Origin of the sequence: Streptococcus oralis (assembly GCF_026782085.1) — a bacterium.
Classification (GTDB): domain Bacteria; phylum Bacillota; class Bacilli; order Lactobacillales; family Streptococcaceae; genus Streptococcus; species Streptococcus oralis_DA.
This window is the reverse complement of sequence record NZ_JAKUVW010000004.1, coordinates 192,505-213,373: the sequence shown is the minus strand read 5'-3', so window position 1 is coordinate 213,373 and position 20,869 is coordinate 192,505. Positions and strand designations below refer to the sequence as shown.

The window sequence follows — 20,869 nt, the reverse complement described above, 5'->3', positions numbered from 1 at the left end:
ACAATGTTTCTATAAAATAGAAGAATAGAAAGGTTGTGATTTTGTGAAAGATAAACAGTCTGCTATTCCAAAAGCAACAGCAAAAAGACTCTCTCTTTACTATCGAATTTTCAAGAGATTTCATGCAGAAAAAATCGAACGTGCCAACTCCAAGCAAATTGCAGAGGCTATCGGTATCGACTCTGCGACCGTTCGTCGGGATTTTTCCTATTTTGGTGAACTAGGTCGTCGTGGTTTTGGTTACGATGTCAAAAAATTGATGAATTTTTTTGCTGATCTCCTAAATGATAACTCCATTACAAATGTTATGTTAGTTGGAATCGGAAATATGGGCCATGCCCTTCTCCACTACCGCTTCCACGAGCGTAACAAGATGAAAATTATCATGGCCTTTGACCTAGATGACCATCCAGAAGTTGGGAGCCAGACACCTGATGGAATTCCAATCTATGGTATCTCACAGATTAAAGAAAAAATCAAAGAAGCAGATGTCAAAACTGCTATCCTAACAGTTCCAAGTGTTAAATCACAAGAAGTTGCCAATCTTTTGGTTGATGCAGGTGTAAAAGGGATTCTCAGTTTTTCCCCTGTTCACCTTCACCTCCCAAAAGATGTGGTCGTTCAGTATGTCGATTTGACAAGCGAACTCCAAACCCTCCTCTATTTTATGCGTAAAGAGGATTAGAAAGCGAAAGCATTTATGAAAAAACCAGTTATTGGGATTACAGGAAATGAAAAAGCTCATCCAGATGATGACATCATGATGAGCTATGCAGCAAAGGGCTTCGTTGAAGGAGTCAAGGACGCTGGCGGAATTCCAATCATCCTACCGATTGGTGATCAAGAAATGGCTGCCTATTACATCAGTATCATTGATAAGCTCATCCTAACGGGTGGGCAAAATGTTGATCCAAAATACTATGGTGAATCAAAGGCTATTGATAGTGATGACTACCACCTTCAAAGAGATATTTTTGAACTAGCACTTATCAAAGAAGCGATTAAGCAAAAGAAACCAATTTTCTCTGTTTGTCGGGGTACTCAACTTTTCAATGTCGCCATGGGAGGCACGCTACACCAAGATATCGAGGATCATTGGCAGGACTGTTCAGCCGAATACACGACTCAACGCCTCGTAACGGAACCTGATACCATTCTCCGAGAAATCTATGGAGAAATCTCTCATATCAACTCCTTCCACCACCAGAGTATTAAAGATCTAGCTTCAAATCTTAAGGTTGTAGCACATGATCCTAAAGATGGAATCATTGAGGCTGTGACAACTACGGACGGCTTTCCTTATCTTGGTGTTCAATGGCATCCTGAATTTCTCTTTGAAAATCGCCCCAAAGATAAAACGCTATTTGACTATGTTGTTAACGAACTCTAAATCAGATCCGTCTTTTCACGGTAACTAAAGTAATCAGAGTGAGAGACAATCAGATGGTCCAAGAAAACAATTCCCATCAGTTCGCAAGCTTCCTTGACTAGCTTAGTGACATGATCATCATTTCGACTAGGAGATACAGAACCAGATGGATGATTGTGAACGAGAATCACAGAGGTTGCCATATGCTTCAATGCATAGTGAAGGATTTCTCTCGGTTCAGCAATACTACGTGTCGCAGAGCCGATGAAAATGGTCTGCTGATGAATGATTTGATTTTGAGTATTGAGATAGAGCGCCACTAGGTGCTCTTGTTTTTTGTCGCCAAGCTCCTGTTGCATTTTCTTGGCTAGCTTTTGACTGCTGAGAATGCTTTCCATCTCAAGGGTTTCATGTTTATGAATACGATGCCCCAGTTCAATCACTGCTTGTAGTTCAATGGCTTTAATCCGTCCAATACCAGACAGACTCTGCAATTCCTGCAGGGTCATTTTCTTTAAATCAGTTAGACTGTTAAGACTATCCAAGACTTTCTGAGCAATTTCAAATACATTAGCCTGACGTGTTCCGGTTCTAAGCAGAATAGCTAGTAATTCTTGATTACTCAGAGCCTCTACTCCTTCTTTAACTAGTCTTTCTCTAGGCAAAAGTGAATCTTCTTGGAATGAAATACTGTACATAAAAATCCTCCTCACTTTATTATTCGTGAGAAGGATGGAAAATTAGATTTTTTTCTCAATTGGGGCAACACTGGCTAAGAGTTTTTTCAGCCCCACTTCTGGGAAATTGATTTTCAATTCCTGAGTATCGCCACTACCCGAAACTTCTAGGACCGTTCCCTCTCCCCATTTCTTGTGAAGAGCAATGTCCCCAATGGACCAACTTGTATCAGTCGAATCTTTTTTATTTCCGGCTGCAAATTGTCCAAATGGGAGACCACTTGACTGGATAGAGCTTGGTGCGGCATTGCGTTTCCGTTCTTGAAGGGCTTGAGCTAAGCTCATACCTTGACCGAAAGCAATCCCACCACTGCTATAAGATGCCTTAAAGCTAGTATTCGCTGGACGAGCCAAGCCTTGATAGTCAAGTAAGTCCGAACTGATTTCATTGATAAAACGAGTTGGACGATTATAATTGGTACGACCAAAAAGCAGACGAGAATTTGCATTGGTCAGATAGAGGATCTTCTCAGCGCGCGTGATACCGACATAGGCCAAACGGCGTTCTTCTTCTAGCTCATCTGGATCTTCAGCCGCACGGCTAAGCGGAAATACATTTTCCTCCATCCCAATGATAAAGACAACTGGGAACTCTAGTCCTTTCGCTGCATGGAGGGTCATCAAGGTTACTTCAGATGTCTCCTGACTGCCTGAATCCGTATCCGCAATCAAGGCTAAGTCATTCAAGAAACGACTGAGTTTATCTAAACCTGTTTCCTCTTCCTGACTATCAGGATTGTCATCAAAGTTCTTGGTAACAGATAGGAACTCTTCAATATTTTCAACCCGCGCCTTGCTTTCCAAGGTCGCTTGGGCATTAAGAATTTCCACATAACCTGTTTTTTCAAGAACCGCTTCAACTAACTCTGTAATGCTTAATTGATCCAGTTGCTCTCGCAAATCCAAAATCATATTGGCAAAATCCCATATAGACTGGGCTGCTTTTCCTTTGATGCCAGACAGCATGATATTGGCTGAAGCATCCAGCATGGACATCTCTTGTAGGTTAGCAAAGTCGCGAATTTTCTCAACAGTACCTGGCCCGATTCCGCGCTTAGGCTCGTTGATAATGCGCTCAAAACTGATATTGTCACTTAAATTAGAAATAAGATTCAGATAAGCAATAATATCACGGATTTCCTTACGGCTGTAGAACTTAGTCCCACCAACCATGGTATAAGGAATATTGGACTTGAGCAGGGCTTCCTCAATGGTACGGGATTGCGCATTAGTCCGATAAAGAACTGCAAAATCCTTGTGGAGGAAGTTTTGACTACGACCAAGTTCATCGATGGTTTTTGCTACAAAAACAGCCTCATCCTGTTCGTCATTTGCGCGATAGTAAATAATCTGCTCTCCATCCGCATTCTGAGTCCAGAGATTCTTAGGACGACGATTTTTATTGTTTTTGATGACGTCATTGGCGGCTTGGAGAATGGTTTTTGTTGAACGATAATTTTCTTCTAACAAAACAACCTTGGCGTTAGGGTAGTCTTTCTCAAAATCCAAGATATTCTGCATATCAGCCCCACGCCAACCGTAGATAGATTGGTCTGCATCACCGACCACGCAGATATTTTTAAAGCGTGAAGCCAAAAGTTTGACCAGTTGGTACTGTGCATGGTTGGTATCTTGGTACTCATCAACGTGAATGTACTGGAACTTCTGCTGATAGTAGGTCAGAACATCAGGATTCTGATCAAAGAGACGCAGGGTCAGCATAATCAAATCATCAAAGTCAACCGACTCAGATTGACGAAGCTCTTTTTGATAGGCTGTGTAACACTGAGCCACGATTTGCGTATACATATCACCAGCTTGAGCAGCATATGCGGCATCATCAATCAGGTCATTCTTAGCATTGGAAATGGTTCCCAAAATGGTCCGTTCATTCCACTTTTTAGGATCCAAGTTTAACTGCTTGAGGATTCGTTTCATGAGGGTTCGCTGTTCACCAGGATCTACAATGGTGAAATTACGATTGTAGCCAATATGATCCGCATCGCGACGTAGGATACGAACACACATGGAGTGAAAGGTCGCAATCAGACAGTCCTGAGTAGCTGGATTGAGCCCATAGGCACGCTCCTTCATCTCACGAGCAGCCTTATTGGTAAAGGTAATGGCCAAGATATTCCAAGGATTGACCATCTTTTCATCAATCAAGTAAGCGATTCTGTGAGTTAAAACACGAGTCTTTCCAGAACCAGCCCCCGCCATGATTAACAAGGGCCCTTCTGTCGTTTGCACCGCCTCGGCTTGACGGTCATTCATTCCATTCAATAATGCGTTCATTTTCTCTTCCTTACTCTTGAAGTCAATGTTTCTATTATATCAGAAATCAGGGAAAATATCTTTACATAGACCGGTTGCGTCTAGAAAGTAACTCTATTATCAGCTGAAGACAACTCCTCATATCTAGACAAGAAAATGAGTTTGGATAGCTTTTCCAAACTCATTTAAATCAATTGCAATTTACTAGAACAATCCTAGAACGGTTCCGTCACTTTCAACATCCATGTTGAGAGCTGCTGGTCGTTTTGGAAGTCCTGGCATGGTCATGACATCACCAGTAAGAGCAACGATGAAGCCAGCACCCAATTTTGGTACCAATTCACGAATGGTAATTTCAAAGTTTTCTGGTGCTCCAAGTGCATTTGGATTATCAGAGAAACTATATTGAGTTTTAGCCATACAGATTGGCAATTTGTCCCAACCATTTTGAGCGATTTGGGCAATTTGCGTTTGAGCTTTCTTCTCAAAGTTCACTTTGCTACCACGGTAGATTTCAGTGACAATCTTTTCAATCTTTTCTTGGACAGAAAGGTCGTTGTCATAAAGACGAGTGTAGTTTGCTGGATTTTCTGAGATTGTCTTGACAAGCGTTTCGGCAAGTGCTACACCACCTTCTGCCCCATCAGCCCAGACACTTGCTAGTTCAACTGGCACATCAATAGAAGCACAAAGTTCTTTCAAAGCTGCAATTTCAGCTTCTGTATCAGTAACAAATTCGTTAATCGCAACAACTGCTGGAATACCAAACTTACGGATGTTCTCAACGTGGCGTTTCAAGTTAGCAAAACCTGCACGAACTGCTTCCACATTTTCCTCTGTCAAAGCGTCCTTAGCTACACCACCATTCATCTTAAGGGCACGAAGGGTTGCAACGATGACAACAGCATCTGGAGAAGTTGGCAAGTTTGGTGTCTTGATATCAAGGAATTTCTCAGCACCAAGGTCCGCACCAAAACCAGCTTCAGTAACTGTGTAGTCCGCTAAGTGAAGGGCTGTAGTCGTTGCCAAAACAGAGTTACATCCATGAGCGATATTGGCAAATGGACCACCATGTACAAAGGCAGGTGTACCGTAAATTGTCTGAACCAAGTTCGGTTTGATAGCATCTTTCAAAATCAATGCTAAAGCTCCTTCAACCTGCAAATCACCAACAGTAACTGGCGAACGATCGTAACGATAGCCGATAACGATATTCGCCAGACGGTGTTTCAAATCTTCAATATCGGTCGCCAAGCAAAGAATGGCCATGATTTCTGAAGCTACGGTAATGTCAAAGCCATCCTCACGAGGAATACCATTTAGAGGACCACCAAGGCCAACAGTCACATGACGAAGGGCACGGTCGTTCAAGTCCACCACACGTTTCCAAAGGATTCGACGTTGGTCGATTCCCAGCTCATTTCCTTGGTGTAAGTGGTTGTCAATCAAGGCAGAAAGAGCGTTGTTAGCAGTTGTAATGGCATGCATATCCCCGGTAAAGTGAAGGTTGATGTCCTCCATTGGCAACACTTGGGCATAACCACCACCGGCTGCACCACCCTTAATCCCCATTACTGGGCCAAGAGACGGTTCGCGAATAGCAATCATGGTTTTCTTACCAATCTTGTTCAAGGCGTCTGCCAGACCAATGGTAATGGTTGACTTTCCTTCACCTGCAGGTGTTGGGTTGATGGCAGTAACCAAGATCAATTTACCAACTGGATTGCTCTCAACTGCACGAATTTTATCAAAGCTGAGCTTAGCCTTGTACTTCCCGTACAATTCCAAATCGTCGTAAGAAATACCCAATTTCTCAACAACATCAACGATTGGTTTCAACTCAATACTCTGTGCGATTTCAATATCTGTTTTCATTCAAAACTCCTCTAACCTCTAATATGATAATTCATTATAACACAAAACAAGATTTTTAACATCCATAAACTCTCTAAACGTTCGTAAATATCCTGAATTTCAAGATTTTTAGAGCGCTTTGAAAAATTTTATATGGCTTTATAGTTATAAACTATAGTGTAGCTTTGTTTTAGCAAAATTTTATCGCTTTCATTTTACTTACTGTTTATTTTTGTGTACAATAGTGCTATGAAAATTTTAGTCACGTCAGGCGGTACCAGTGAAGCTATTGATAGTGTCCGCTCTATCACTAATCACTCGACTGGTCGCTTGGGGAAAATCATCACCGAAACCCTACTTGCTGCGGGGCATGAAGTTTGTTTGATAACGACAAAACGAGCTCTTAAGCCAGAACCTCATCCCAACCTAAGCATTCGAGAAATTAATAATACCAACGACCTTCTAGTTGTGATGCAAGAACTTGTTAAGGAATATCAGGTCTTATTCCACTCAATGGCCGTATCTGATTACACTCCTGTTTATATGACAGGGCTTGAGGAGGTTCAGGCCAGCTCCAATCTAGAAGAATTTTTAAGCAAGCAGAATCATCAGACTAAGATTTCTTCAACTGATGAGGTTCAGGTCTTATTCCTGAAAAAAACACCCAAAATCATCTCTTTGGTCAAAGAATGGAACCCTGCCATTCATCTGATTGGTTTCAAACTATTGGTTGATGTCTCTGAGGATTATCTCATTGAGATTGCTAGAAAAAGTCTTATCAAGAACCAAGCAGACTTAATCATCGCAAATGACCTGACTCAAATTTCAGCAAACCAGCATCAAGCAATCTTTGTTGAGAAAGAGGAACTCCAAACCGTTCAAACCAAAGAGGAAATAGCAAACCTCCTCCTTGAAAAAATTCAAGCATACGATTTTTAGAAAGGAAAGCCATGGCAAATATTCTCATCGCAGTGACAGGTTCCATTGCCTCCTATAAATCAGCTGATCTAGTCAGTTCCTTGAAGAAACAGGGCCATCAGGTCACTGTCTTAATGACTGAGGCAGCGAGAGAGTTTATCCAACCGCTGACACTACAGGTCCTCTCTCAAAATCCTGTCCACCTTGATGTCATGCAGGAACCCGCTCCTGATCAAGTCAATCATATCGAACTAGGCAAAAGGACTGACCTTTTTATTGTAGCCCCAGCTACTGCTAATACCATAGCAAAGTTAGCCCATGGATTTGCGGACAACATGGTGACAAGTACAGCACTTGCCCTGCCAGACCACGTCAAAAAGTTAGTCGCGCCAGCCATGAATACAAAGATGTATGACCATCCGGCAACCCAGGCTAATCTAAAAACATTAGAGACCTATGGTTATCAGATCATCTCTCCAAAAGAATCTCTACTAGCCTGTGGCGATCACGGCAAAGGCGCCCTAGCTGACCTGAATACTATATTAGAAAGAATAAAGGAAACCCTCGATGAACAAACGCTCTAACATTGCCCCAATTGCTATCTTTTTTGCAGTTATGCTCGTTATCCACTTTTTGAGCTCTCTCCTATTTAATCTTTTCCCATTTCCAATTAAACCAACTATCGTTCATATTCCAGTAATCATTGCTAGTATCATTTACGGCCCACGAGTTGGTGTTACACTTGGTTTCTTGATGGGACTGCTAAGCTTAACGGTAAACACGATTACCATCCTTCCAACCAGCTACCTCTTCTCACCATTCGTACCGAACGGAAACATTTACTCTGCGATTATCGCTATTGTCCCTCGCATTTTGATCGGTCTGACACCTTACTTGGTCTATAAACTGATGAAAAATAAAACTGGGCTAATCCTAGCTGGTGCCCTTGGTTCCCTTACCAACACCGTCTTTGTCCTTGGGGGGATCTTCTTCCTTTTTGGAAATGTCTTCGACGGCAATATCCAAAAACTCCTAGCAACCGTCATTTCTACAAACTCAATTGCCGAGCTTGTCATTTCTGCCGTTCTAACAGTAGCAATTGTCCCACGTTTACAAACCTTGAAGAAATAAAAAATCAACTCCACTTTCATCCTGAAGGTGGAGTTTAGCATTTAAAACATAAGAAACATCAATAGAATATGAAAGCCAAAGCGCAGGAGCTGATACGAAAGAGGGGTAGGTTGCTGGCTTTTCTGGCTATCCAAGTATAGGGTTAGTGATAGAAAAACCAAACCAAATGCAATCACCAATCTGACGAAATAAGCAATTTCGAGTATTGCTGCCATCAAAAGAAAACCTAATAAAGGAAGGCTAAAGAGTGAAACAGCCAGACTGCTTGCTAATAGAGAGAGTAGAGACAGGACCAATAAACTATAAACTAGGAAACGAGTCCAACCTGAGACTACTTTCCCTTCACTTTTCTGTTTTGACATCATCACGATTACCACGATTAGGTAAACAAAAAGTATCATCACAATTTCTCCTCAGTTCCTATTATTCTTTACCACATTTTAACCAAATTTTCCTGAAAAATCAATAATGCTTCTTGACTTGATTGGTGATTTATTGTACTATACTTGTGTATATACAGACAAATGGAGGTTCTTATGAATATACGGAAAAAAACGCAGTTTATGACTATGACTGCCCTACTCACTGCAATCGCGATTTTGATTCCAATCATTATGCCTTTTAAAATCGTTATTCCACCGGCTTCTTACACCTTGGGAAGTCATATCCCCATCTTTATCGCCATGTTTCTTTCGCCTTTGATGGCTGCTTTTGTTATTATTGCTTCTAGTCTTGGTTTTCTGATGGCAGGCTATCCGCCTGTTATTGTACTCCGTGCCTTCTCTCACATTGTTTTTGGTACTTTGGGGGCTTTGTACTTAAAAAAATTCCCTGAAACCTTGGATAAACCAAAGGCATCTTGGATTTTTAACTTTGTTTTGGGTGTTGTTCATGCTATCGCTGAAGTAATAGCTTGTATCATCTTCTATGCTACTTCAGGGACAAATGTTGAAAATATGTTTTATGTTCTCTTTGTCCTAGTTGGTTTTGGCACAATCGTCCATAGTATGGTAGACTATACATTAGCACTAGCTGTCTATAAAGTGCTTCGAAAACGTCGCTAAAAGGAAAAACTATGACAAATGATCGCAAACAAGCTCTTCTCAAACTCTTAAAAGAGGCGCCAAAAGCTCTCAATGGTCAAACCTTGGCTGAACACTTCCATGTTACGCGCCAGGTCATTGTACAGGACATCGCTATTCTCCGAGCAGATGGAGCTCCTATCCTATCCACCAATCGTGGTTATATCTACAAAGAAAATGATGCCAGCCCCTACGTGCACAAACTCTTTAAAGTGAAACATGAACTGGAAGAAATCGGTCAGGAACTACTAGCTATTGTAGACAATGGCGGACGCGTTCAAAATATCTTAATCGATCATCCCGTTTATGGAGAAATTGAAACCCTACTCAAACTCACTTGTCGCCGAGATGTCCAGCATTTTCTTGAACAAGTCGAGAATTCAGACTTTAGACCCCTTTCTGAATTGACAGACGGCATCCATTACCACCTTGTTGAAGCCGAGACACAACAAGACCTCCACTATATCGAGGAGGCCTTGGATCAGTTAGGTTATTTAGTAAAAGACTAGGAAATTTCTTTCTCCCAGCCGTCCTCTGTACGGTGGCGATAGAAGAACTCAGACTTGTCAGGTGCTTCCATCATTTCCATCAGAGGCAACATATCATAGGCCAGATCCAAGTTTGGAATCTGGTTTTTTTGCACCCAAGATACTTCTTCAAATCTAAAAATTTGAGGTTTATATATGGAGAATTAGCTGTAACATGCTCTAAACACTATCCGTTTAATTTTACATTGAAAATTTTCTCCAAATTTTTTACAATATCGTTCCCTTAATTTTCTTTTCGAGCAATAAACATACCATATTCTTTAGGAATGATTAACATACCCTTATGAAAATTCATTTCTAATCTTTTACGAATGACTTTTTCTTCTAGCGAACCTATTTCTGAAATTCCTTTAAAGGATTGGATGTATTTAACTAGGTCATCTATACTAGTTACCTGTAACTCATCATCATAGAGTAATGTTTCGACAGAGTCAAAATACATACTCAGTTGGCTTTTGCCATTTTGTAAAGTAAACGTTTTATTTTCCAAATCTTGATTGATCTCATCTTTAAATAAACTTGCTAAATAATCTACAACTCTATTTTCACCAAATGTGGCACAGTAAAAAATGCCTCCTGTTTTTAAGATTCTATTTACCTCGGAGAGAGCTTTAGGAATATCATTTACATGATGTAGAAGCATATTAGCAATAACAATATCAAACGTTTCATTCTCAAAAGAAATCTTTTGAATATCCATTATTTCATAGTTGACATTGTCTCTATTTCCAATCACTGACTTCGTTGTTTTCACCATATCTTTAGAAAAATCTGTAACAACCAACTGCTTCATTCTATCAATAGAATCACTATTACTTTTCCATAGTTCTCCTGTTCCACACCCTAATTCTAGGACCTTTACCTCATCAGTGATTTGGTAGTTGGAAAATATCCAATTGTTAAACCCTAATTTATTTTTTGAATATTTCTTGTGTAGTTTTACTCTAATGTCAAGATTATCTTGTTTTGCATATTGTTCAATTACCTTATCAGCCATTTTCTTTTACTTCCTTTCATATCTTAAGATTATACCATAAAATAAAACATCTCCGATTTCAAAATTGAAGGTGGAGATTGTTAAAGATAAAGATAGAAAAGAAGAATAGGAAATTTTGAAGTATTCATTTGACATACACCGACATACTTATCCTATATTTAAGTACCAATCATTAAAGGTTAACACCGTTCCAGCAATCATACAACTAGAAAATTTCTTTCTCCCAGCCGTCCTCTGTACGGTGGCGATAGAAGAACTCAGACTTGTCAGGTGCTTCCATCATTTCCATCAAAGGCAACATATCATAGGCCAGATCCAAATTTGGAATCTGGTCTTTTTGCACCCAAGATACTTCTCCTTCTTCTGAAGATTGGAGATTCCCAGTAAACTCTGTCGCCTTATAGCAAACGACGATGTAGCGCCCACCTGTATCTAAGGGCCAATTTTTAATACCGACCAGTTGGGGATTTTGAATGGTCAAACCAGTTTCTTCATAAATCTCACGAATGACAGACTCGGCAAAGGCCTCGCCATTCTCAACATGTCCTCCTGGAAAGGCATAGCCAGACCAGCGATTGTTTTCAGGAGAGCGATATTGCATCACCACGCGCTGGGTTTCGAGGTCTTCAATCAGACAGATATTGGTTAAAATAGTTGCTTGGGCACGGGACATAGATTTGCTCGCTTTCTAAGTTATTAAAATGTATCTTCGTTGTATTTTACTTTATAAGGAACAGGAGTATACATATCTATATAGCCGAAAAACTGTGGTGCAATATTAGATATAGATTCTTTAAAATATCAATTTTAAAAATCAAATAGGTACAATATTTTTTTCTAATGTTTTTAATTCATCTATCCATCTATTATATCGGGCGGAAACATTTTCTATATAATCATAGAAAATACCATCTTCTTCATAAATCGGGCTTTTGGGTCCCCTCAGATTCTCTTCTTCTCCTTTATCATCAATTAGAGCGTTCTCTAAGATACTCAACAATTTAGGGATATAACTTTGATTATCTGCGCACAAGAACTTTATGAGTAAATCTAATATCTGAATACCTCCAATTAATTCTTTGGGGTCTAACTCCATAACAAAGAAATATGCATGCTCTTTGTATATTTTTAAGTCATTTATAGAAATGGAAAAAGTCCGTTTTGAATAATCCTTGTTTGGATTTTTTTGCATGTTGTACAAGATTGATTCAAATATTTCTTGCCGAAGATTCCTCCTCTTTTCCATTGAACTTGAAAACTCCGAAACATAGTTTAAAGAAATTTTATTTCGTATATCTGATATTGGTAAACTCAATTTGGGATATTCATATTTAATGAAATTTTCTAAAAGATAAAATGGTATTCTATTTTTATTAAATTCATATTCTGGTTGTTTAAGTTTAATATAATTAACTAATAGACCACTCAAAAAAGTTTCTTCATTCTCAAGTAAACTATTTAGATTATCGTTACAAATGGAATCAATCAAAGTAAGAAAAATTTTATCATCAAAAAAAGTAGTATCAAGACTTTGAAGATATTCAACTAATCTTTGAAATTGATTACTAGTCAGAAAATTCCTTTTCCCATTATTATATTTCTTTATGACATCTTTTATTAAAACTTTTTTCCACATTCTATAGAGTTTACGTTGGTTTTTTATTGTATCTAGCAGTTTAAAATTTTGTTCATCACTCTTAGACAGGTAATAATTAGTAATAATTTGAGCTAATAGTTTGTTCCCTACTAGAATTTGTGGCTCTTTTTGAAATAAAATTTTGATATCAGTCTGATTTATATCATAAACAAATTCGTTATCTATGCATCCATTCCAATAAATTTTTGCTACTAGAATTTGTTTATCAAATTCTAAACTTTTTTCTTGAGAATCGAAGTTTTGTATTTCTGAAACTGTTAAATCATCATCTTCAGTAAGTAACTCAATAATCTGATTGTTCAAATATTTTTTAACCTTTTTGTTTTGATCATTCATGGCTAACAGTTTAGCAATTTCATAATTAATGGAATTTCCAGTTTTTAAATCAAATTTTAAATCACTAAAATATGAACTTAACATTATTGATTTAATTGTTTTACTATCTCGTATTTGACTCAAATATATTAAATCATTAATTATAGGACGATAGTTATTATTTAGATATTCATTATTCTTTTCATTATCAATTCGTTTAGACCAAAGAATATAAAATATTTCGGAAAGTTGCTCTGATTGTTTATTATTTGATAAATATGATTTAGCAATAGACTTGATACTTTCTTTACTGAATCCAACATCATATTTTATTGGGTAAAATTTTGGAACAATCACTTCATCAAATAATTTTTTAATTCCATCATTCGAGGTAATGACAATCACTTTCATTCCAATTTCTTGTTCAATATAGTCAATAACACCTAATGCCTCATTATAAATTGAATAGTCTTTTATATTAATATCATCATCTTTAATCCCCCCAACTCTCTCAAAGTCGTCTAACACTAATATTCTATCTTGAAATCGTTTCAAAATCTGCAACCCATCCTGAGAAATTATCCAACCAAATAAGCTACCAATTACTGGAATATTTATTAGATTGGAGAGAATAGAATCTTGAACCACTTGTGTATTTATTTCTTTAATAATATCTGAACGATTGTTAAGACCAAAAAGAGAAACATAAAAGTACTTCTTTTTTAATGCAGGTAATGATTCTTTTATTAATTTAGTTTTGCCCGACCCCCACGGTCCAATAATCCATAAATTTTTTGCACGAGTTTTATTAATCTTATATACAAGTTCTTGTGGAACTTCTTTCTTGTTTTTTGTACAAAAACTATATATAAACAAATATAATTTAAGAATCATTACAAAAATTGTAGTACATAACCATAATACGAATATAAAATTTAATAAAAAAACAGCTATAATTTTATACTCAAAATGCCACAAAGGAAATAGTACATTCAAATATGATATTACATTCTTAACAATTTTTCTAGTTGCATCAATCAAACTTAAAAAGATTATACCCGATAAAACCAACCACCATCTCATTGTCATAATATACTTTTCATTGCACCATAAAAATAAATTATTTAGTCTTGTTCCCACACCTCTACCTCACAAATTATAACAACATATACTATAATTCCTGAATAAATTTCTTATAAACTTTATTCAACCTTAAAAAATTTAATTTAATTCCTAATCCAACGCCTTCACTTCCAACATCATATCACGAATCTGAGCTGCGAGTTCAAAGTCAAGCACTTCGACGGCTTCTTGCATTTGTTTTTCGAGTTTTTTAACGAGTTCCTTGCGCTCTTGTTTGTTGAGGCTATTGATATCGACTTCCTTGTCCTCTTCCTTAGCAACTGCCTTGGTCACAGCAATCAGGTCACGGATTTCTTTCTTGATTGTCTGAGGCACAATACCGTGTTCTTCATTATAGGCCATCTGGATTTTCCGACGACGGGCTGTTTCATCGATAGCTTTTTGCATAGACTGGGTCATCGTGTCTGCATACATGATGACATGCCCTTCACTATTGCGGGCGGCACGTCCAATGGTCTGGATGAGGCCACGTTCGTTACGTAGGAATCCTTCCTTGTCGGCATCGAGAATGGCTACTAAACTTACTTCAGGAACGTCAATCCCTTCACGGAGCAGGTTGATTCCGACCAAGACATCAAAAACACCCAAGCGTAGGTCACGGATAATCTCCGTCCGTTCCAAGGTTTTGATATCCGAGTGCATATACTTGACCTTGATGCCCATTTCTTTGAAGTAGTCGGTTAAGTCTTCAGCCATTTTCTTTGTCAAAGTGGTGATAAAGGTTCGTTCATTCTTTTCAACACGGGCATTGATTTCACCTAGGAGGTCATCAATCTGTCCCATAGTCGGACGGACTTCCACCTCTGGGTCTAGAAGTCCTGTCGGACGAATGATTTGCTCAATTACTGTCTCGGTCTGTTCATTTTCATAGTCACCAGGTGTCGCTGAAACGTAAACAATCTGATGAACATGACTCTCAAACTCCTCACGGCGTAAAGGACGATTGTCCAGGGCTGACGGTAAACGAAAACCATAATTAACCAGCATTTCCTTACGTGAACGGTCTCCATTGTACATGCCCTTAATCTGCCCCATAGTCATGTGACTTTCATCAATCATGATTAAGAAATCATCTGGGAAGAAATCAAGAAGCGTATAAGGAGGCTCTCCTTCGCTACGACCATCCATGTGACGAGAATAGTTTTCAACACCGTTGGTATAACCCATCTCACGCAGCATTTCGATATCGTACTCTGTCCGCTGTTTCAAACGCTGAGCTTCTAGCAGTTTGCCTTCCTTTTCAAAGACAGCCAACTGCTCCTCCAACTCTGCCTGAATCTTAGCAATCGCAACCTCCATGTGGTCGTCATTGGTCACAAAGTGAGTGGCAGGGAAAATCGCCAAATGATCCACTTCTCCCAATACCTGACCTGTCAAAGCCTCAACTTCACGGATACGATCAATCTCATCCCCGAAAAACTCTACTCGAAAAGCGTGTTCATCACGGGAAGCTGGGAAAATCTCCACCACATCCCCGCGAACGCGAAATCTTCCCCGTTGGAAATCAATATCATTACGTTCAAACTGGATATCCACCAAATCATTCAAGAGTTTATCACGAGAAATCTCAAGACCTGGACGGAGACTAACGACACTATCAGCGTATTCCTTGGGCGAACCCAAACCATAGATACAAGAGACAGAAGCTACGACGATGACATCATTGCGCTCCAGAAGTGCTGAAGTCGCTGAGTGTCGAAGCTTGTCAATCTCATCATTGACAGAGCTATCCTTTTCAATATAAGTATCACTCGAAGGGACATAGGCCTCAGGTTGGTAATAATCATAGTAAGACACAAAGTACTCAACAGCATTTTCAGGGAAAAATTCCTTGAACTCCCCATAGAGTTGACCAGCTAGGGTTTTGTTATGGGCAATGACCAAAGTTGGTTTATTGACTTTGGAAATGACCTGACTCATGGTGTAGGTCTTCCCTGTACCCGTCGCCCCCATCAAAATCTGAGCCTTTTCTCCACCCTCGATATTGTCAACCAACTGCTCAATCGCTTGGGGTTGATCTCCGGAAGGTTCATATTTTGATACTAGTTTAAATTTATTATCTGTAATTCTATTAATCATGATTGCCTCATCTGCATTTTTCTATCCTTCTATTTTACCATAAATTTACTTTTCAGACTCTTCTCTAAGTTGATAAGAGTGAGTATTTCATGTTACATTTCCTTACATAAAATCCATAAAATTTGCCTTTTCATTCATTTTCTGATATAATGGGAAAATATTCGGAAAAGGAGACTAAAAATGAAGAAAAAAATACTAGCATGTTTGCTCATTTTATTTCCCATTTTCTCACTAGGTATGGCAAAAGCTGATACTGTTAAGATTGTGTCTGATACAGCTTACGCACCTTTTGAGTTTAAAGATTCAGATCAAACCTATAAAGGGATTGATGTTGATATTATCAATAAAGTCGCAGAAATCAAAGGATGGAACATCCAAATGTCTTATCCTGGCTTTGACGCAGCTGTAAATGCAGTGCAGTCAGGTCAAGCAGATGCTATTATGGCAGGCATGACAAAAACAAAAGAACGCGAAAATGTCTTTACCATGTCTGATACCTATTATGATACAAAAGTTGTCATTGCTACCACAAAGGCAAATAAAATCACCAAATATGAGGAACTTAGCGGCAAAACAGTTGGAGTTAAGAACGGAACTGCCGCTCAACGTTTCCTCGAAAGTATCAAAGATAAATACGGTTTCTCTATTAAAACCTTTGATACAGGTGATTTGATGAATAACAGTCTAAGTGCTGGTGCTGTAAATGCCATCATGGATGATAAACCTGTTATTGAGTATGCGATTAACCAAGGACAAGATCTCAGCATCAATATGGATGGTGAGGCTGTTGGAAGCTTTGCCTTTGGTGTCAAGAAAGGAAGCAAGTATGAACACTTGGTTACCGAGTTTAACGAAGCCCTAGCCCAAATGAAGAAGGATGGCAGCTTGGAGCAAATCATCCAAAAATGGACAGCTTCTACAACTACGGCAAGCCCAACGACAACTACTGCTGCTGGACAAAAAGCTACTCCAGTGAAAAGCAAGTACATTATTGCCAGTGACTCATCTTTTGCCCCATTCGTCTTTCAAAATTCAAGCAATCAATACACTGGTATTGATATGGACCTCATCAAGGCCATTGCCAAAGACCAAGGTTTTGAAATTGAGATTACCAACCCAGGATTTGACGCAGCCATTAGTGCTGTTCAAGCAGGACAAGCAGATGGTATCATTGCTGGTATGTCTGTAACAGATGCCCGTAAGGAAACCTTCGACTTCTCAGAATCATACTACACAGCAAATACGATTCTTGGTGTAAAAGAATCAAGCACAATTGCTTCTTATGAAGACCTCAAGGATAAAACTGTCGGTGTTAAAAACGGAACTGCTTCTCAAACGTTCCTTACTGAAAATCAAAACAAATACGGCTATAAGATTAAAACCTTTGCAGATGGTGCATCCATGTATGATAGCCTCAATACTGGATCTATTGATGCTGTGATGGATGATGAGCCTGTTCTCAAATATTCTATCAGTCAAGGGCAAAAATTGAAAACACCAATCGCTGGAACTCCAATCGGTGAAACTGCCTTTGCGGTTAAAAAAGGAACAAACCCAGAATTGATCCAGATGTTCAATAACGGACTTGCGAACCTCAAAGCTAACGGTGAATTCCAAAAGATTCTTGACAAGTATCTAGCTAGCGAAACTTCAACTAACTCTACAAGTACGGTTGACGAAACAACTATCTGGGGCTTGCTTCAAAACAACTACAAACAACTTCTTAGTGGACTTGGAATCACTCTTGCCTTAGCGCTTATTTCATTTGCAATTGCCATTGTCATCGGTATTATCTTCGGTATGTTTAGCGTTAGCCCATACAAATCTCTTCGTCTAATCTCTGAGATTTTCGTTGACGTTATTCGCGGTATCCCATTGATGATTCTTGCAGCCTTCATCTTCTGGGGTATTCCAAACTTCATCGAGTCCATTACAGGCCAACAAAGTCCAATCAATGACTTTGTAGCTGGTACTATCGCCCTCTCACTCAATGCAGCTGCTTATATCGCTGAAATTGTTCGTGGTGGGATTCAAGCTGTTCCAGTTGGCCAAATGGAGGCCAGCCGCAGTCTTGGTATCTCTTATGGAAAAACCATGCGTAAGATTATCTTGCCACAAGCGACTAAATTGATGTTGCCAAACTTCGTCAACCAGTTCGTTATCGCTCTTAAAGATACAACCATCGTATCTGCTATCGGTTTGGTTGAACTCTTCCAAACTGGTAAGATTATCATCGCCCGTAACTACCAAAGTTTCAAGATGTATGCAATCCTTGCTATCTTCTATCTTGTAATTATCACGCTTTTGACTAGACTAGCGAAACGCTTAGAAAAGAGGATTCGTTAATGGCAAAACTAAAAATTGATGTAAATGATTTGCATAAGTATTATGGAAAAAACGAAGTTTTAAAAGGAATTACAACTAAATTCTATGAAGGAGATGTTGTCTGCATCATCGGTCCTTCTGGTTCTGGTAAATCCACTTTCCTCCGTAGCCTTAACCTCCTCGAGGAGGTAACGAGTGGCCACATCACAGTGAATGGTTATGATTTGACTGAAAAATCAACCAATGTCGACCATGTTCGCGAAAACGTCGGAATGGTCTTCCAACACTTCAACCTCTTTCCTCACATGTCCGTCCTAGAAAATATCACTTTTGCACCTATTGAACACAAACGGATGACAAAAGAAGAAGCTGAAAAATTGGGGATGGAGTTGCTTGAAAAGGTAGGACTAGCAGATAAAGCTAATGCCAACCCAGATAGCCTTTCAGGTGGTCAGAAACAGCGTGTAGCTATCGCTCGTGGACTTGCCATGAATCCTGATATCATGCTCTTTGATGAGCCAACTTCCGCTCTGGACCCTGAGATGGTTGGAGATGTACTGAATGTTATGAAGGAATTGGCGGAACAAGGCATGACCATGATTATCGTAACCCATGAGATGGGATTTGCTCGTCAGGTGGCTAACCGTGTTATCTTTACGGCTGATGGTGAATTCCTGGAAGATGGAACTCCAGATCAAATCTTCGACAACCCGCAACACCCTCGTCTAAAAGAGTTCTTGGATAAGGTCCTAAATGTATAAAACAAAACTGTAAGGTTCTCCTTACAGTTTTTTAATTGCGTATTGGATTTTTTGTTTTTTTTGAAAATTATGATAAAATAAAAACTATGATAATGAGGAAATCTCATCCCTAGTCCAACTAGGAAAAAATATAGAAATTAGGTAGCTAGATGTCATCAAAGGTTATTGTTACAATTTTCGGTGCGAGTGGAGATTTAGCTAAACGCAAACTCTACCCTTCCCTTTTCAGACTCTATAAATCAGGCAATCTCTCTGAGCATTTTGCTGTTATCGGAACAGCTCGTAGACCTTGGAGTAAGGAATATTTTGAATCTGTTGTTGTCGAGTCCATCCTTGATTTGGCAGATAGTACCGAGCAAGCCCAGGAATTTGCTAGCCACTTCTACTATCAAAGCCATGATGTGAATGATACGGAACATTACATTGCTTTGCGCCAATTACAAGCTGAGCTCAATGAAAAATACCAAGCTGAACACAACAAGCTCTTCTTCTTGTCTATGGCACCTCAGTTCTTTGGAACTATTGCCAAGCACCTCAAATCTGAAAACATTGTTGACGGCAAAGGTTTTGAGCGCTTGATCGTTGAGAAACCATTTGGTACAGACTACGAAACAGCTAGCAAACTCAATGAAGATCTCCTTGCAGCCTTTGATGAGGAGCAAATCTACCGTATCGACCATTACCTAGGTAAAGAGATGATTCAGAGTATCTTTGCTGTTCGTTTTGCCAACATGATCTTTGAGAATGTTTGGAACCGTGAGCACATCGATAATATTCAAATTACCTTTGCGGAACGCTTGGGTGTTGAAGAACGCGGTGGCTACTATGATCAATCTGGTGCCCTTCGTGATATGGTGCAAAACCATACTCTCCAACTCCTCTCTCTTCTAGCCATGGACAAACCAGCTAGCTTTACAAAGGATGAGATTCGTGCTGAAAAGATAAAGGTCTTTAAAAACCTCTATCATCCAACTGAGGAAGAATTGAAAGAACAGTTTATCCGTGGTCAATATCGCTCTGGTAAAATCGATGGCATGAAATACATTTCCTATCGTAGCGAGCCAAATGTCGACCCTGAATCTACAACAGAAACCTTTGCATCTGGCGCCTTCTTTGTAGATAGCGACCGTTTCCGTGGTGTTCCCTTCTTCTTCCGTACTGGTAAACGTCTGACTGAAAAAGGAACTCATGTCAATATCGTCTTTAAGCAAATGGACTCAATCTTCGGCGAGCCTTTGGCGCCAAATATCTTGACCATCTATATCCAACCAACTGAAGGATTCTCTCTTAGCCTCAATGGTAAGCAAGTCGGTGAAGAATTTAACCTGGCACCAAGCTCTCTGGATTATCGTACAGATGCTACTGCTACTGGAGCCTCACCAGACCCATACGAAAAATTAATCTACGATGTTTTGAACAACAACTCAACCAATTTTAGCCATTGGGATGAGGTAAGTGCTTCGTGGAAATTGATTGACCGTATCGAAAAGCTCTGGGATGAAAACGGAGCTCCACTCTACGATTATAAAGCTGGAAGCATGGGGCCACAAGCTAGCTTTGACTTACTTGAGAAGTATGGAGCTAAATGGACCTGGCAACCAGATATCGCCTATCGTGAAGATGGCCGTTTGGAATAGCAAAAATATCCTGCAAGTCAATCTTGCAGGATATTTATTTTG

The 20,869-nt window shown here is 39.3% G+C and carries 18 protein-coding genes and 1 pseudogene; 10 read left to right on the top strand and 9 right to left on the bottom strand.

Features of this window, described 5'->3' with window-relative positions:
* The first annotated feature begins 43 nt into the window (after positions 1-43).
* Entirely contained in the window at positions 44-685 is a 642-nt protein-coding gene (locus tag MK395_RS03150; RefSeq protein ID WP_000653410.1) for a redox-sensing transcriptional repressor Rex, read from the top strand.
* A 15-nt stretch (positions 686-700) separates the two neighbouring features.
* On the top strand, positions 701-1,390 hold the full coding sequence (locus MK395_RS03145; RefSeq protein ID WP_049479336.1) for a gamma-glutamyl-gamma-aminobutyrate hydrolase family protein: 690 nt from the start codon (positions 701-703) through the stop codon (positions 1,388-1,390).
* On the opposite strand, the gene radC is transcribed toward MK395_RS03145, so the two are convergent.
* From radC to MK395_RS03130, 3 genes are all read right to left on the bottom strand, one after another.
* Positions 1,387-2,067 (bottom strand): RadC family protein, encoded by a 681-nt coding sequence (gene radC / locus MK395_RS03140; protein ID WP_049479337.1) that lies wholly within the window; start codon positions 2,065-2,067, stop codon positions 1,387-1,389. The two genes, MK395_RS03145 and radC, sit on opposite strands and share 4 nt — an antisense overlap.
* 42 nt (positions 2,068-2,109) lie before the next feature.
* Positions 2,110-4,401 (bottom strand): DNA helicase PcrA, encoded by a 2,292-nt coding sequence (pcrA, locus tag MK395_RS03135; RefSeq protein ID WP_049478205.1) that lies wholly within the window; start codon positions 4,399-4,401, stop codon positions 2,110-2,112.
* A gap of 183 nt (positions 4,402-4,584) precedes the next feature.
* On the bottom strand, positions 4,585-6,255 hold the full coding sequence (locus tag MK395_RS03130; RefSeq protein WP_049479338.1) for a formate--tetrahydrofolate ligase: 1,671 nt from the start codon (positions 6,253-6,255) through the stop codon (positions 4,585-4,587).
* Between the two features lie 228 nt (positions 6,256-6,483).
* Between MK395_RS03130 and coaB the strand changes: the two genes are divergently transcribed.
* Genes coaB through MK395_RS03115 form a run of 3 tightly spaced genes read left to right on the top strand, consistent with a single transcriptional unit; the run spans position 6,484 to position 8,283 of the window.
* Positions 6,484-7,173 carry a phosphopantothenate--cysteine ligase gene (gene coaB / locus MK395_RS03125; RefSeq protein ID WP_049478203.1) on the top strand — a complete coding sequence of 230 codons (690 nt, stop codon included), beginning with the start codon at positions 6,484-6,486 and terminating at the stop codon, positions 7,171-7,173.
* 11 nt (positions 7,174-7,184) lie between these two features.
* Entirely contained in the window at positions 7,185-7,736 is a 552-nt protein-coding gene (gene coaC / locus MK395_RS03120; RefSeq protein WP_001274062.1) for a phosphopantothenoylcysteine decarboxylase, read from the top strand.
* On the top strand, positions 7,720-8,283 hold the full coding sequence (locus MK395_RS03115; RefSeq protein ID WP_001042720.1) for an ECF transporter S component: 564 nt from the start codon (positions 7,720-7,722) through the stop codon (positions 8,281-8,283). Before coaC ends, MK395_RS03115 begins: the two co-directional genes overlap by 17 nt.
* Before the next feature lie 41 nt (positions 8,284-8,324).
* On the opposite strand, the gene MK395_RS03110 is transcribed toward MK395_RS03115, so the two are convergent.
* Positions 8,325-8,684, bottom strand: coding sequence for a hypothetical protein (locus MK395_RS03110; protein ID WP_049479339.1), 360 nt, complete (start codon positions 8,682-8,684; stop codon positions 8,325-8,327).
* Positions 8,685-8,819: 135 nt separating this feature from the next.
* On the opposite strand from MK395_RS03110, the gene MK395_RS03105 reads away from it, so the two are divergent.
* Both MK395_RS03105 and MK395_RS03100 read left to right on the top strand, forming a co-directional pair.
* Entirely contained in the window at positions 8,820-9,347 is a 528-nt protein-coding gene (locus tag MK395_RS03105; RefSeq protein ID WP_049490650.1) for an ECF transporter S component, read from the top strand.
* A gap of 11 nt (positions 9,348-9,358) precedes the next feature.
* Positions 9,359-9,874, top strand: coding sequence for a transcription repressor NadR (locus tag MK395_RS03100; RefSeq protein WP_268699666.1), 516 nt, complete (start codon positions 9,359-9,361; stop codon positions 9,872-9,874).
* On the opposite strand, the pseudogene MK395_RS03095 reads toward MK395_RS03100, so the two are convergent.
* From MK395_RS03095 to uvrB, 5 genes and pseudogenes are all read right to left on the bottom strand, one after another.
* Positions 9,871-10,020: pseudogene (locus MK395_RS03095) on the bottom strand (8-oxo-dGTP diphosphatase); the annotation flags it as partial. The gene MK395_RS03100 and the pseudogene MK395_RS03095 overlap by 4 nt on opposite strands.
* Positions 10,021-10,136: 116 nt before the next feature.
* A complete protein-coding gene (locus tag MK395_RS03090) occupies positions 10,137-10,910 on the bottom strand; it encodes a class I SAM-dependent methyltransferase (protein WP_268699665.1) in 774 nt (257 codons plus the stop codon).
* 205 nt (positions 10,911-11,115) lie between these two features.
* Positions 11,116-11,583, bottom strand: coding sequence for an 8-oxo-dGTP diphosphatase (locus MK395_RS03085; protein WP_084867380.1), 468 nt, complete (start codon positions 11,581-11,583; stop codon positions 11,116-11,118).
* A gap of 141 nt (positions 11,584-11,724) precedes the next feature.
* Complete coding sequence (locus MK395_RS03080; RefSeq protein WP_268699664.1) at positions 11,725-14,022, bottom strand: P-loop NTPase family protein; 2,298 nt, start codon at positions 14,020-14,022, stop codon at positions 11,725-11,727.
* 93 nt (positions 14,023-14,115) lie between these two features.
* A complete protein-coding gene (gene uvrB, locus MK395_RS03075; RefSeq protein WP_268699663.1) occupies positions 14,116-16,104 on the bottom strand; it encodes an excinuclease ABC subunit UvrB in 1,989 nt (662 codons plus the stop codon).
* Between the two features lie 180 nt (positions 16,105-16,284).
* Here uvrB and MK395_RS03070 point away from each other — a divergent pair, with 180 nt between their 5' ends.
* The 3 genes from MK395_RS03070 (at position 16,285) to zwf (ending at position 20,827) form a co-directional block, all read left to right on the top strand.
* Positions 16,285-18,450: an ABC transporter substrate-binding protein/permease gene (locus tag MK395_RS03070; RefSeq protein ID WP_268699662.1), complete on the top strand. Its 2,166-nt coding sequence runs from the start codon at positions 16,285-16,287 to the stop codon at positions 18,448-18,450.
* On the top strand, positions 18,450-19,190 hold the full coding sequence (locus MK395_RS03065) for an amino acid ABC transporter ATP-binding protein (RefSeq protein ID WP_001096337.1): 741 nt from the start codon (positions 18,450-18,452) through the stop codon (positions 19,188-19,190). The genes MK395_RS03070 and MK395_RS03065 overlap by 1 nt, the downstream gene beginning before the upstream one ends.
* Before the next feature lie 149 nt (positions 19,191-19,339).
* Positions 19,340-20,827: a glucose-6-phosphate dehydrogenase gene (zwf, locus tag MK395_RS03060; RefSeq protein ID WP_000096107.1), complete on the top strand. Its 1,488-nt coding sequence runs from the start codon at positions 19,340-19,342 to the stop codon at positions 20,825-20,827.
* Positions 20,828-20,869: the final 42 nt, after the last annotated feature.